At 26.6% G+C, this 13,600-nt stretch carries 15 protein-coding genes; 5 read left to right on the forward strand and 10 right to left on the reverse strand.

The genetic code is table 11. The annotated features are described in order from the left end of the window. Positions 1-57 precede the first annotated feature (57 nt). From clpX to BRSU_RS09755, 4 genes are all read right to left on the reverse strand, one after another. Positions 58-1,896 (reverse strand): ATP-dependent Clp protease ATP-binding subunit ClpX, encoded by a 1,839-nt coding sequence (gene clpX / locus BRSU_RS09740; RefSeq protein ID WP_048595186.1) that lies wholly within the window; start codon positions 1,894-1,896, stop codon positions 58-60. A 17-nt stretch (positions 1,897-1,913) separates the two neighbouring features. Beyond that, positions 1,914-3,236 carry a 30S ribosomal protein S12 methylthiotransferase RimO gene (gene rimO / locus BRSU_RS09745; RefSeq protein ID WP_048595187.1) on the reverse strand — a complete coding sequence of 441 codons (1,323 nt, stop codon included), beginning with the start codon at positions 3,234-3,236 and terminating at the stop codon, positions 1,914-1,916. 68 nt (positions 3,237-3,304) lie between these two features. Continuing rightward, complete coding sequence (locus BRSU_RS09750; protein ID WP_048595188.1) at positions 3,305-4,681, reverse strand: helix-turn-helix domain-containing protein; 1,377 nt, start codon at positions 4,679-4,681, stop codon at positions 3,305-3,307. 14 nt (positions 4,682-4,695) lie between these two features. Then, entirely contained in the window at positions 4,696-5,418 is a 723-nt protein-coding gene (locus BRSU_RS09755; RefSeq protein ID WP_048595189.1) for a LolA family protein, read from the reverse strand. Between the two features lie 300 nt (positions 5,419-5,718). On the opposite strand from BRSU_RS09755, the gene BRSU_RS09760 reads away from it, so the two are divergent. Together BRSU_RS09760 and BRSU_RS09765 are read left to right on the forward strand one after the other, a co-directional pair. Continuing rightward, complete coding sequence (locus tag BRSU_RS09760) at positions 5,719-5,955, forward strand: hypothetical protein (protein ID WP_048595190.1); 237 nt, start codon at positions 5,719-5,721, stop codon at positions 5,953-5,955. A 25-nt stretch (positions 5,956-5,980) separates the two neighbouring features. Then, a complete protein-coding gene (locus tag BRSU_RS09765; RefSeq protein WP_048595191.1) occupies positions 5,981-6,352 on the forward strand; it encodes an STAS domain-containing protein in 372 nt (123 codons plus the stop codon). A gap of 62 nt (positions 6,353-6,414) precedes the next feature. Here BRSU_RS09765 and BRSU_RS09770 read toward each other — a convergent pair whose 3' ends face one another. Next, entirely contained in the window at positions 6,415-6,807 is a 393-nt protein-coding gene (locus BRSU_RS09770; protein ID WP_048595192.1) for a rhodanese-like domain-containing protein, read from the reverse strand. Between the two features lie 160 nt (positions 6,808-6,967). Here BRSU_RS09770 and BRSU_RS14590 point away from each other — a divergent pair, with 160 nt between their 5' ends. Together BRSU_RS14590 and BRSU_RS09775 are read left to right on the forward strand one after the other, a co-directional pair. Next, entirely contained in the window at positions 6,968-7,114 is a 147-nt protein-coding gene (locus tag BRSU_RS14590) for a hypothetical protein (protein ID WP_167336128.1), read from the forward strand. A 13-nt stretch (positions 7,115-7,127) separates the two neighbouring features. Continuing rightward, positions 7,128-8,054: a DMT family transporter gene (locus tag BRSU_RS09775; RefSeq protein ID WP_048595193.1), complete on the forward strand. Its 927-nt coding sequence runs from the start codon at positions 7,128-7,130 to the stop codon at positions 8,052-8,054. Between the two features lie 6 nt (positions 8,055-8,060). Here BRSU_RS09775 and BRSU_RS09780 read toward each other — a convergent pair whose 3' ends face one another. The 5 genes from BRSU_RS09780 to BRSU_RS09800 form a co-directional block, all read right to left on the reverse strand. Next, the gene (locus tag BRSU_RS09780) at positions 8,061-8,762 is read right to left on the reverse strand and encodes an endonuclease III domain-containing protein (protein ID WP_048595194.1); all 702 of its coding nucleotides are present in this window, start codon (positions 8,760-8,762) and stop codon (positions 8,061-8,063) included. 30 nt (positions 8,763-8,792) lie between these two features. Beyond that, entirely contained in the window at positions 8,793-9,836 is a 1,044-nt protein-coding gene (locus tag BRSU_RS09785) for a polysaccharide deacetylase family protein (protein ID WP_425339091.1), read from the reverse strand. A gap of 137 nt (positions 9,837-9,973) precedes the next feature. Then, entirely contained in the window at positions 9,974-10,735 is a 762-nt protein-coding gene (gene tpiA / locus BRSU_RS09790) for a triose-phosphate isomerase (RefSeq protein WP_048595196.1), read from the reverse strand. A 22-nt stretch (positions 10,736-10,757) separates the two neighbouring features. Continuing rightward, positions 10,758-11,321 carry an isochorismatase family protein gene (locus tag BRSU_RS09795; RefSeq protein ID WP_048595197.1) on the reverse strand — a complete coding sequence of 188 codons (564 nt, stop codon included), beginning with the start codon at positions 11,319-11,321 and terminating at the stop codon, positions 10,758-10,760. A gap of 126 nt (positions 11,322-11,447) precedes the next feature. Beyond that, positions 11,448-12,410 carry a flagellar filament outer layer protein FlaA gene (locus BRSU_RS09800; RefSeq protein ID WP_048595198.1) on the reverse strand — a complete coding sequence of 321 codons (963 nt, stop codon included), beginning with the start codon at positions 12,408-12,410 and terminating at the stop codon, positions 11,448-11,450. Between the two features lie 179 nt (positions 12,411-12,589). On the opposite strand from BRSU_RS09800, the gene BRSU_RS09805 reads away from it, so the two are divergent. Continuing rightward, complete coding sequence (locus BRSU_RS09805) at positions 12,590-13,600, forward strand: SDH family Clp fold serine proteinase (protein ID WP_048595199.1); 1,011 nt, start codon at positions 12,590-12,592, stop codon at positions 13,598-13,600.

The raw sequence follows: 13,600 nt of genomic DNA on the forward strand, positions 1-13,600 counted from the left end.
GTTCTTAAATAATTATATATACATTATTTATAACAAATAAACAAACATAAAGTAAAATCAAGCCATAAAAGATTCTTTAGAAAAATTCTTATTAGAATTATCTGTTTTTTTATCTTCATTGCCTGAAGTTACAAACTCTTTCTCGCTGAATGCATTTTCTATATCATATTTAGTAAGAGTTAAAGTATTGCCTTTTACTCCGTCTAAATTGAAAAGTATATTAACCATTGCAGTTTCAACTATACTTTTTAAAGATCTTGCACCCATGTTCATACTAGAAGCCTTATCAACTATAAAGTTAATTGCTTCTGCCGTTACTACTAACTTCTTACCTATACTTTTGAAAAATTCAGTATATTTTATAATAGGAGATTCTGAAGTTTTTGTCAAGATATCTTTCAAATTTTCTTTAGTAAGATCATTCAATGTTACTATTATAGGTATTCTGCCTATAAATTCAGGTATCATACCATATTTTTCTATATCTTTAACATCAACCTGACTTAGTATCCTATTTTTCTGCAGTTTATTTATAACAGCATTAGAGCCGAATCCTAAACTGCTTTCTCCTTTCAAACGCATCTTGATTATATCATCAAGACCTACAAAAGCACCTCCAAATATAAATAATATGTTTTTAGTATTCATAAGTATTCCGTCGCTTGAATGCATCATTCTTCTATCGCCGAATTCAGGCACTCTTATGTCCTCACCATTCATCATAGAAAGAAGTGCTTCCTGTACAGCTTTATCTGAAGGATTACCTGTAGTAGATTGATGAGCATCAGCCTTTGCTATCTTATCAACCTCATCTAAAAATACTATACCATGCTGGGCTTTTTCCAGATCGCCATTAGCTTTTCTATAAAGATTATAAAGAACTACTTCTACATCATCACCTACATAACCTGTTTCTGTAAGCGTGGTAACATCCGCACGAGCAAAAGGAAGTCCCAATATATCTGCCAATGTTTTTACTAAATAAGTTTTTCCAACTCCTGTAGGACCTATCATAAGAATATTTGATCTGAATGGTATATCTTTATTGCCATTTATTCTCAAACAATGCAAATAAGCATGCACGGCTAATGCTTTTTTTGCCTCGTCCTGACCTATAACTGTTTTATCTAATTGAGCTACTATTTCCTTAGGAGTTAAAATATTTGATTCGGAAGATCTACGTTTACCGTATAGTTTATTTTCTAATGAAATTTTCTTTATAGCTTCTCCGCTGCTCATTATACTTTCTATCACATTATAATTATCTTTTTCTAAAAATGCGAATATCACTTTAGAATTTATGAATGTTATCAATGTATTAGTTATTTCAAGTATACCGCTGCTTGGATAAGGTTCATGCGATAAATTAAATATACCGCTTGATATCAATTTACTATTATTATCAAAATAATGATACTTATTTATATATATATCATTATTTAATGTAATAAGCTCTAATATTCTTCTAACAGATATTGCTGACATAGAATCGCCGTAAATAGTATAAACCAATACAGAATATAAAATAAATCTTTCATCTAAATCTAAATTTTTATCTGATATAAATTTTTCTATATTGAAATTATATTTTTTGAAGGCAGATATCTTTCTTACATCTGCTTTAAGAGAATTTATAAGTAATTCAACTTCATTAGCATTATTGACTATTTTCTCATTATTAGACATCATCTCATCATCATATCCTAAAGCCCTATCAATATTGCTTGATAGTCTTCTAGTCATATCATTTCTATCGGATATTAGATTCAATGTATAAACTATCTTAGTAACTATTTCAAAATATGCTCTGAAAGCATCTTCTCTATTAGCATAAGATGATTTTTTCTCTTCTTTTTCAACGCTGTTAGGTTCATTTTCCTGCTTTTTTTTCTTCATAACAAAAGATCTCCTAATTAAATAACATTGCCTATTAAATCATATTCCGTATTATGAGTAACAGCAACCTTCACTATATCGCCAATATTTATATTGTTATTAGTATTTTCATTATAAACTTCAACATATCCATCAACTTCTGGAGCATCATATATGCTTCTGCCTATAAATTTATTATTATCTTCTTTTTTCTCTATCAATACATCTATAGTTCTTCCTATAAATCTTTCTAATCTTTTTTCGGATACTTCTATAGCTACCCTCATAAGTTTTTCTCTAAGCATTAATTTTCTGTTTCTGCTCATTTTAGGTTTATTTATAAGTAAAGCCTTAGTATTCTCCTCTTCAGAATAAGTGAATACTCCTACCCTATCTAGCTTAGCATTTCTTACAAACTTTATTAACTTTTTAAATGATTCAGGCGTTTCTCCTGGAAATCCCACTATCAAAGAAGTTCTTATGACAGCATCATTATCATAGCTTCTTATTTTATCTATCATCTCTCTATAAAATTTATAGCTTCTTATGCCTCTGTTCATATCTTTTAATATATCTTTATCAACATGCTGTAAAGGTATATCAAAATAAGGAACAACTTTATCAGTATTAAAGAATGATTCTATTATCTCATCATTCAAAACAACAGGATTCTGATATAATACTCTTATCCATTGAATGCCTTCAACCTTTGAAAGAGCTTTAAGCAAATCTGGTAAGGCCAATTTATTGTATATATCATATCCGTAAAAAGTTGTTTCCTGAGCTATTAAATTAATCTCTTTAGCTCCGTTTTTAGCATAATTTTCAGCCTCTTTTACAATATCTTCAATCTTTCTGCTTCTATGTTCGCCTCTTATTCCTGGTATAGCACAAAAACTACAGTTTGCATGACATCCGTCACTTATTCTTATATAAACACTATACTTAGTACCTGTATTTATCCTATCGCCATACTCTTTATATTCAGTATTTTCTTTTGCATCATGAAAACCATCTTCTTCTACGGCTTTTAATATATTTTCTAAATCATATATTCCTATAGCAGAATCAACTTCCTTGAACATCTCAAGAAAATTTTCTTTATATCTCTCACTCATACAGCCTGATACTATTAATCTCTTACATTTTCCGTATTTTTTATACATAGAATGATCGAATATAGCATCAATAGATTCTTTCTTTGAATCCTCTATAAAAGCACAAGTATTTATAACTATTATATCTGCATCTTCCGGATTATTGGTAATATTAAAACCTTTTTTCTGTAATATGGCTAATATATGCTCTCCATCAACTGTGTTTTTCTCGCATCCTAAACTATGTAAATATATATTTTGCAAATTAAATTTCCTTTTTAATATTAAATATGATATTCTGCTGCCAAAATATTCAAATATTAAATAAATAATTATTTAGTATCTGACATAATAAGATTATATCTTGTAGAGTCATTCAAATTCTTAACCCATTTTATAGTTTTATTAACTGTCTCTCCTGCAGCACCTACATTAATAATTTTGCCATTAACTTTTACTACAACCTCGCCCGCATTACCTATAGTAAGCATAACAACATCATTAGCTTCTAAATACAATGTTTTACCGCTTAAAAGGTTAGTAGTTGCTGGTCTATTAGAATCTATAAAATATCTTATATATACAAAATGCTTAGCAGTTATTTCTATTCTTATATCTACTTTTTCAGTATCCTGTTCTATATAAGTTTCTCCATTTATCACAACTAAATTAGTAGATACAGTGTCATTATAATTAGTAGTATTTAAAGCAGCTGTTGTTTCAATATCATTAGTATAGCCTGTATTAACCATTTGATTTTCTTCAAGCTTTTCCATTTCAACAGTAGCTGAATTATCATAAACTTCTATAACACTTATCTTGAAATCATTTATTCCATTTCCATTCAAATCTAATATTATAGGGCTACTTTTAGAAAAAGATAAATCCTGTCCATTTATATTAATATGAAGTACATTTCCTATACTATTAAATTTTATTGTAGCTGATATTCCAAGAGGCTTAAAATATATAACATCTCCTGATTTAACGCTTTGCTTAGCCTTACTATCAACTATATTTTTTGATATTTCAACCTCATTTCTGTTTTGTCTTTTATTATTTGAAGGAAATATAAATCCTGTTATATTTTTCCAATTAAATACTATAACTGCTATAACAACTACAATAGCGAGTATTATAATAACTGTAGGCATTATAGATCTATTTTTATTTCTTAATTTATATAAATCTCTTCTAGCCATAAAAAGCAAATCTGCTTCAGCACGATTATTTGTATTGGTATTTTTATTTTTTTTATTTGTTTCTTTTATAGTTTTTTCTTCATGCTTTTCTGTATTTATAGCATCTTTAAGAGATTCTTTAGTATTAGTTTCTTTTACTGTTTCTTTAACAGGTTCTTGCTCTTTACTTTCTTTAATATCTTTATTCTCTTTAATTTCTTTTACAGGCTCTTTATTTTTCTTAATATTTTTAATAGCTTTACCGTTTTTCAATAAATCCTGTTCAGATTTGATGCCGTTTTTTTGCAAATTATATCTTTCAAGAACCATATCAGCATCTAATGATAATTTATCGCTTAAATTCTTTATAAAACCCTTTACATATATTTCACCAGGAAGAACATCAAATTCTTCATTTTCCAAAGCCTTAATAAATCTAGCAACTATATGAGTTGTAGCCTCTAGTTCTTCTATAGTAAGCCCTTTCTTTTCTCTAGCATTTTTTAATATTTGACCTATAGTTTCCATATAAATCCTTAAAATTAATTGTTAGGCACTAAACCATCTTTAAGCACCTGCATATTTTCTGATATTTCCGGTTCAAAATCCTTATTATTATCTTCATATTTAGGATTGTATCTGATAGATGTAAATAAATACTCAACCGGAACATTAGTAGTAGTTATACCTAGTATTCTTATAATCATACCTGTATTATCAACCCATAAATGTATCTTTGTAAAGCCTGTTCTGTCTACACTAGCCTGCTTTGAAGTTAAAAGCATATGATAAGCCTTTCTATTATCATTTGCCGCATAGGAACTATTATATTTAGCTATGCCTAGTTCAGAGTCATTAAAGCTATTCAAAGATACCAATTCTCTTTCATCATAAAAATCTATATTAAATTTAGTAGTTAATCTCATAATTCCTTCAGGAGTATATATAGCTCCTGAATCACCATAATTTAATTTCTGCTCTGCTACAACATTATTTTTAGGAAATATTATCCACAAAGTTTCTCCATTACAGTATATAGATTGTCCATTTCCTCCGCTTGAATACTGCATCCTAAATAGATTAGGATTTTTAGTTATAACATTACCATAAGAAACTTTTTCCCCATTTCTCTCTACAAAATTAGCTGAGAATCCTTTAATAGTTGAAAATCTATTAGATATCATACTTACAACTTTTTCAGGAGTCATTATTTGGGAATAGGCTTGTACACTCAATAATATAATAAATAATACAACTTTTTTCATAAATTAATTTGATTTCCTTAAAATATTAAACTTACTTTTTTACTAATATTATATGATATAATAAAAATCCATAAAAAACAAGTATTTTATTTTTTTATTTAAAACAAATAAATTGACACTCATTTTCTATAAAAAACGCGTATAAAATTTGATTTTTTTATAATATATGTACTTTTTAATATTTATAGGAACTATATATTACTTCACATTAATGACTTATTTAAAATAAAAAGTATATTTTAAATACATATATAATATTCATATTATAATATTATATATAAAACTATAAATGGAGATAATATGAAAATAAACAATACAAAATACAATATGAAAAGATCTAGAAATATATACAGTAATAGAAGCGCTATAATACAAAATGATGAAGAAATAGTGCTACTACTTGGTAATGAGATAAGAAAAGAAAATACTGTAGATGTTGATACTGCTGTATATTTATCTCTGCCTAGTTTTTTAAGACTGTATGATACTTTGAAAGAAAAAGTTGATAAATTTAGAGAAGGAGGAAACCTAATATAAAATAAATTAATAAAGGAGTAAATTTATGGAAAAAAATATTATAAAAAACAGTATAAAAGAATACTATATAAATAATGATAAAAATATCATACTTATAATAGAAAAAGATATTAATAAAAGTACATATAATGAGCTTTATAATATATTAAATAGGCTTTTAGAGAATTATACCAAAAATATCATTATACATTTTAGAAACAATACAAAATACATAATATCAAATGCCATATATTTAATGCTTGAAGTTCAAAAAGTATTGGAATTTAGAGGAGGAAATTTAATATTAACAGGTTTAAATGAATATTCAAAATGGTCTTTAAAATCATTGGAGGCACATAAAAAATTAAAAATATATGATGATATACAAAATGCTATAAAAGAAATAAAAGCATCATAACATCATAATAAAATAAAAAATAAGCAGGGATTTTTAATATCCTTGCTTACTTATATAAAAAATTAATTTTGATTTGTTAATATAGCATTCACAAAATCAACATAGCTTATATTCTGTAAATTATAAACATGTAAAAAACCATTAGTAGCCATTATACTTGAAGCTATAGAGGATCTATTTCCGCTTCTGCAATATACTATATATTCTTTATTTTTATCTAAAAGATCTATTTTACTTTTGAAATCTGTATTAAGAACATCAATATTAATAGAATTAGGAGCACTTCCGCCCATATATTCTTCTGGCGTCCTAACATCTAATAAAACTAAATTAGTTGATTTACTCATTAAATCCAATGCTTTTTTCAAATTGATATTATCATAAGGTTTTTTGGAGCAGGAAAATACAAATAATAATGATACTGAAATAATAAAATATAATAATTTTTTTTTCATATTCATTGTTCCTTTAAAATTATGCAAATATTATGTTAATAACAATAATATGATATTTAGGCATTTTGTCAAACAATTTTAATAATAAAGTAATTATTTTTTATATTTTTAGATATTATATGTTTATATAATGTAGTATAATTTGTTTGCGGATAATATAATGATAAAAAAAATCTATTGTTTATTAGTTTTAATTATGTTATTATTATCTTGTTCTGATAAAAAAGAAACAGATAATAAAAATTCTATAAAAGTAATAGAAGATGATGAATATATAAAAAACGTTATAAAGGATTCTTCTAAATAGTTGGAAAAACACCATGTTTATCAATCAAAATATTAAAGCATACTTATGCACATTTTTCAGTATATTAATGTGGGGTATCACTTTTATTTCAACGAAAATATTATTAAGAGATTTCTCTCCCATAGAAATACTTTTCAGCAGATTTTTATTAGGATTTGCTTTATTGTTTATAATATATCCTAAAAACAATAAAATATATACAAAAAAAGAAGAGATATTATTTGCTATAACAGGATTAAGCGGAATAACACTTTATTATTTATTTGAAAATATGGCATTAAATTATTCTTTAGCATCAAATGTTGGAATTTTGGTTGCTATAGGTCCATTATTTACAGGTATATTCGCTTCAATATTTTTAAAAGAAAAATTAAAGATTAACTTTTTTATAGGATTTATATTTGCAATAATTGGTATAGTTATAATAACATTTAATGGAAAGTTTATATTAAAAATAAATCCTATAGGAGATATGTTTGCTATACTTGCTGCAGTTATGTGGGGTATATATTCTGTATTAGTAAAAAAAATTGCTGATTTAGGGCATAATTCAATTTTAATAACTAAAAAGACTTTTATGTATGGAATAATATTTATGCTGCCTGTAATGTTTTTTATGGGATTTGATATAAATATAAATGATTATTTAAAGCCTGTAAACTTAATTAATTTTTTATTTTTATCTTTTATAGCATGTACTTTATGCTTTATAACTTGGGCCTATGCTACAAAAATATTAGGTGCTGTTAAAACAAATACATATATATACTTCATACCAATAATAACATTAATAACTTCAAAAATAGTTTTAGATGAAAATATAACTATATTTGCTATTACAGGAATAATATTCATATTACTAGGTGTAATAATATCTCAGGCAAATATTTCATTTAAAAAGATGAATAAAATAAATACAAGAAAGATAATGAATAATTAATAATATTTATTTTTTCTTAGCAGATTTTTTTTCATTACTTTTTTCTTTATGCTCTTTATATTCATTTTTAAAATAATCACAGTACTGAGATACAGTGCATTTTGAGCATAACGGAGAAATAGGTTTGCATAAATTCTGTCCGTAAACAACAAGAGTATCATTATAAACTCTCCAATACTCTTTAGGAAGTTTATCTCTTAATGCAAACTCTGTTTCTTCAGGAGTTTTTGTATGAACATATCCAAATCTATTTGATATTCTATGAACATGAGTATCTACACATATACCGTCTTTATCAAAGGCTTCAGTTACTACAAGATTGGCAACCTTTCTTCCAACACCTTTAAGTTTTAAAAGTTCATCTATCTCATCAGGTACTTGTCCTTTAAAATCATCTATTATCATTTGAGATACTTCCAATATATTTTTAGCCTTTACTTTATAAAATCCAACAGGATATATTAATTTTGCAATTTCTTCTTCTGAAAGTTTAAGCATATCCTTAGGATTTCCTGCTTTTTCAAACAATCTCATAGAAGCATCTCTAGTTGTAGGATCTTTTGTTCTAAGAGAAAGCATTGTTGATATTAAAATTTTATAAGCATCTCTATTTGTTATTATTTTTATTTCAGTTACAACAGGCATAGGCATTTCTTTAGTAACCTTTGTAAGCTCTTTCATTATTGGATGAATATCATTATCATTCATAAAATATATCCTCAATATAACAGTAATAAATTATTTATTAAACAAATACCAAAATTTAGAATCTTTTCTGACAAAAGGTCTAAGCTCTAAATAAGTAAAATCTATCTCTATAACACCTTGAGCATAATCAGCTATCTTGTATAAAGGCCATATAAATTTTATTCCAGAAGGAGTAATATCATAAATATCACTAAGTCTAATAGAATAAAAATCAAAAAAATCTTTTTCTGTAAAATTTCTAAGTAATTTAGATCTCATCAAATTAATCAATTCTCTATCATTTTGATTTTCTACAAGCTCAGATAAATTTGTTCCTATCTTCTCTCCTGTTGAAATCAAATATATAGCAGGGGCAACATTATATATCCCATGCATTCCGCCAGTATAAGAATAATTATATATGGAAAATGATATAATATTTTCATCTAAATAAGAAACATCTATTTCTTTTATAAGATGAAAATCGTCTTTATTGTATGATGACCTTTTCCAAACATTATACTCGTCAATAATTGAATTATTAAGAATATATGCTATTCTATTTGTATTTAAAGATTTTATTCCATCAACATCTAGAGAAATTCTATCTAAATTATTAAGATTTTTTTCATTATTTAATATAATAGAATCTTTACTAGATATAAATTTTCTATTGTTATCAAAATTTATTTCCAATGTTGAATTTATAATATTTAAATTATTAATAGGATATGATTCATTTCTATAAAAATAAAAATCATATTTATTTTCTCCATCCTGAGATGTCCATTCTCCTGAAAAAAATGAATCATTAGAAACTATTCCATTAAAATATCCTGTTATACGATTATTAACTTTTTCCTCTATATATAACTTATTTTGATTAATATATCCTTCTATATCTATAAACTGATTGATATTTTTATAATAATATTTTCCAGCAATATTAGTACCTTCTCTATATAAATACATAGATATTTCAGAACTTCCAATATTTCCATTACATATATAAAAATTCACAAAAGAAATTTTAGGCTGCTGAGAAAATAAAATATTTGAATAAAAAACAAATAAAAATATACAAAAAAAATTCAATATCTTCAAATTATTATGCTCTTTTAAATTATTTAATAATAAACCTTTATATTATATATTCTAAAAAAAATAAAACAAGGGCAATACTAATAAGCATTGCCCTTAAAAAATAATATTAATATAATAATAACAATAAATTATTTAGCTACATAATTAACTATTCTAGCAAATTTATCAGCAACTAAAGATGCACCGCCTACTAATGCTCCGTCTATATTAGGCATATTAAGTAAATCATCAGCATTTTTCTCATTAACACTTCCGCCATAAAGTATAATCATACCTTCAGCAACACTGTCATTATAAAGAGATTTCAAAGTTTCTCTAATAGTTTTATGTACATCATCAGCGTCTTGAGGAGTAGCAGTTTTTCCTGTACCAATAGCCCAAACAGGCTCATAAGCTATAACAACTTTTTTAGCTTCAGCTTCACTTAAACCTTTGAATGCCTCTTTAGTTTGAGTACTTACTATATCAGAAGTAATTCCTTTTTCTCTTTCTTCTAAATGTTCTCCAACGCATAAAACAGGTATAAGATTTTTATCTAAAGCTCTTTTTACCTTTTTATTTATAAGTTCATCTTTCTCACCAAATATATCACGGCATTCAGAGTGTCCTATAATAACATACTCACATCCTACAGCTAAAAGCATATCAGCAGAAATTTGACCTGTGAAAGCACCTTTCTCTTCAAAATATAAATTCTGAGCACCTAATTTAATATTAGTTCCTTTAATTGCATTATGAACATCACTTAAACAAGTAAATGTAGGCGCAATCATAATATCTCTGTCTTTTACATCTTTGACTAAGCCTTTCAAACTATTAACTAATTCTAAAGCTTCTTTATTGGAATTATTCATTTTCCAATTACCAGCAATAAGTTTTTTTCTAGCCATTTTATTTCTCCTAATTATATAATTAATTATCTTTTAATAATTTACTAACATCTTTAAAACAAGGAACTTTACAGCTTTCTATATGACCGAATATTACCATTTCAGTATTTACAATATTTGCACCAAGTTTTCTCATTTGTTCCAAAGCTATTTCTTTATTTTCTTTTGTTCTAGAAGTACATGCATCAGCAACTACATATACGTTATATCCATTTTCAAGCAAATGAACAACACTATAATATACACATACATGAGTTTCTATTCCAAAAATAACAATATTTTTTTTATTGATTTTATTAAATTCCTCTACAAAATCTTCGCTTCCAAATATACTAAAATATTCTTTAGAAAATACCTTACAATTTTTAGGAAATACTATTCTTTCATCTGTATGTCCAAGACCTTTAGGATACTGCTCTGTAGCTAAAACAGGTATATTATGCATATCAGCAACTCTAAAAAGCATATTACTATTCTTAATAACAGAATCAGCATCATAAACAGCAGTTGTCAATTTACCCTGCTCATCTACACATATATACAAAGTATCATCTTTATTAATTAGAGGTTGTTTCATTAATCTCATAAATAACTCCTTAAATATAATTTTAATATAAATTATATTGTAAAATAAAAAAAAATACAATAAAAAAAGGGGAAACTCTTAAAGTTTCCCCTTAATCTATTAATTAGCCTTTTATTTCCAAACTAATTATTGAGCTTGTTCTTGAGCAGCACCTGTATCAGCAGCAGCACCTGTGTTAGCAGCACCTTGATCAGCAGCAGCACCGTCACCTATACGTCTTTGTTCAAGATCTCTTAATTCAGCTTGCTCACGTATTCTAGCAGATTCGATAGCTTGTTTTCTATCGTTTTCTGTTTTTAATAACTGCCAAGTAGCTTCATCATCGATATCTTCTTCGAAATCAACAACTACTACGTCATATTCAACTGTTACATCTTTAACGTAAGTAATGAAATCTCCACCTTTAGTATCTTTAGTTCTATAGAAACCTAAAGAATCTAATTTAACAGAAGGAATCATTCTAGGATAAAGAGGTTCTCTTACTAAGACTCTGTCACGAACATTAGGTAAGTACTCTCTGTTTTCCCATCTTACTTGTCTCCATCCATTGAAATAAACAGTACCCATTGGATAAGATTTTAATTCACCAAATTCATTTTGTAAGTTTACAAAATAACTAATTAAATAGTTACGTCCATAAACCCAAGAACTAATAGATTTGATTTCGCCAACGTTATGTATAACACCTTTACCTTCTGTATATTTAGTGCCATCAGCACCGCCATACATTTCAAGTTCATATACTGGTTTTACTAAAGCATAACTGTTCCAAGCTGCTAATGGGAAATGTACTCTTACTCCAAGAACTTTACCAGCTTCCCAGGCACCATTGTTACCTTTACTGTCTACGTTAGTAACATAAGAATTTCTGCGATTCTCTGTTAATCTAGCAGATTCATTCAACCATACTACCCAGTTATCATTATAAAGATTTTCTGCAACTGGAACTACTTCATTTGTATCACCTTCTCCAGCTTGTAAGTTATCAGCATTACCTGTTAAAGCAAAATCAATCAAAGTTGAGTTTGTTAAACCGTAAGCAGATGCAGCGATAAAAATGGAAGTTAATACTACGAATAACTTTTTCATAATTTATTGCACTCCTTGTACTAATTAATAAGCATAATAATACAACTTTTATACACTAAATTTCTTAATTTGTCAAGCAAATTTAATCAAAAAATAAATCATTATTTGACATTATCTGTTATTAATGTAGAATCTAATGAAAAAATGTAATTATGTAAATTAAAAAAGAGGTTTATACTATGGCTGACAAAAAATCACAAACTAAAACTATAAAACCACCTATATTATTTTCTAAAACTCAGGAAATTATTAATAAAATAAAAAAACAATTAGATGCTCCTTTACTTGCTTATTGGAATTCAAATGGTGGAAGTGTATGCCAAAATGATGTAATTGTACTTTCTGATATTCTTAAACATATAGGAAAATGTGATAAAATATACTTTTTCATAAAAAGTTCCGGCGGAAGCGGACAGGCCTCTTTAAGAATAGTACATTTACTTAGACAGTCATGCAAAAAACTCATAGCATTACTGCCTTTAGAAGCGGCAAGTGCAGCTACTATGCTTTGTTTAGGTGCTGATGAAATACAAATGGGGCCTTTAGCATTTATAACAGCTGTAGACACCTCTCTTCAGCATGAATTATCACCTGTAAATAAGGATAATAGCCTTGTATATGTAAGTCAAGATGAATTGGCAAGGGTTATAAAGTTATGGAAAGAACAATCAAATAACAATGATAATAATCCTTATGAGCATATATACAAATATATACACCCTTTAGTTTTAGGTGCTGTTGACAGAGCTTCAAGTCTATCAATAAAATTATGCAAAGATATATTGTCATATCATATGAAAGATCAAAAATTAATAGATGAAATATCAAATTCTCTTAATTCAGCTTATCCTTCACATAACTACCCTATCACCATAAGAGAGGCTAAAAAATTAGGTCTTAATGTAAAAGAGATGGATGATAAATTAAATGAATCATTGATGTCATTAAATGAATATTATTCAGAAATGGGTCAGAAATCATGTACTGATTATGATGAAATAAATTATCATGATAATGAAATATTAAATATCCATGAAGGAAGCGGCATACAAATATATTATCAGGAGGATAAAGATTGGCATTACAGAGTTGAAGAAAGAAGATGGATTCCTATGAATGACAACAGTTCTTGGATAAAAAATACTTTAATAAATGGAAAGCAAAACAGAAGTAAATTTCATATTAGATAA

Origin of the sequence: Brachyspira suanatina (assembly GCF_001049755.1) — a bacterium.
GTDB lineage: Bacteria > Spirochaetota > Brachyspiria > Brachyspirales > Brachyspiraceae > Brachyspira > Brachyspira suanatina.

Excerpts from the sequence above, each read along its gene's own strand:
- clpX (WP_048595186.1), bottom strand. The coding sequence starts at position 1,896 with ATGAAGAAAAAAAAGCAGGAAAATGAACCTAACAGCGTTGAAAAAGAA.
- BRSU_RS09750 (WP_048595188.1), bottom strand. The coding sequence starts at position 4,681 with ATGGAAACTATAGGTCAAATATTAAAAAATGCTAGAGAAAAGAAAGGG.
- BRSU_RS09755 (WP_048595189.1), bottom strand. The coding sequence starts at position 5,418 with ATGAAAAAAGTTGTATTATTTATTATATTATTGAGTGTACAAGCCTAT.
- BRSU_RS09760 (WP_048595190.1), top strand. The coding sequence starts at position 5,719 with ATGAAAATAAACAATACAAAATACAATATGAAAAGATCTAGAAATATA.
- BRSU_RS09765 (WP_048595191.1), top strand. The coding sequence starts at position 5,981 with ATGGAAAAAAATATTATAAAAAACAGTATAAAAGAATACTATATAAAT.
- BRSU_RS09770 (WP_048595192.1), bottom strand. The coding sequence starts at position 6,807 with ATGAAAAAAAAATTATTATATTTTATTATTTCAGTATCATTATTATTT.
- BRSU_RS14590 (WP_167336128.1), top strand. The coding sequence starts at position 6,968 with ATGATAAAAAAAATCTATTGTTTATTAGTTTTAATTATGTTATTATTA.
- BRSU_RS09775 (WP_048595193.1), top strand. The coding sequence starts at position 7,128 with ATGTTTATCAATCAAAATATTAAAGCATACTTATGCACATTTTTCAGT.
- BRSU_RS09780 (WP_048595194.1), bottom strand. The coding sequence starts at position 8,762 with ATGAATGATAATGATATTCATCCAATAATGAAAGAGCTTACAAAGGTT.
- tpiA (WP_048595196.1), bottom strand. The coding sequence starts at position 10,735 with ATGGCTAGAAAAAAACTTATTGCTGGTAATTGGAAAATGAATAATTCC.
- BRSU_RS09795 (WP_048595197.1), bottom strand. The coding sequence starts at position 11,321 with ATGAGATTAATGAAACAACCTCTAATTAATAAAGATGATACTTTGTAT.
- BRSU_RS09800 (WP_048595198.1), bottom strand. The coding sequence starts at position 12,410 with ATGAAAAAGTTATTCGTAGTATTAACTTCCATTTTTATCGCTGCATCT.
- BRSU_RS09805 (WP_048595199.1), top strand. The coding sequence starts at position 12,590 with ATGGCTGACAAAAAATCACAAACTAAAACTATAAAACCACCTATATTA.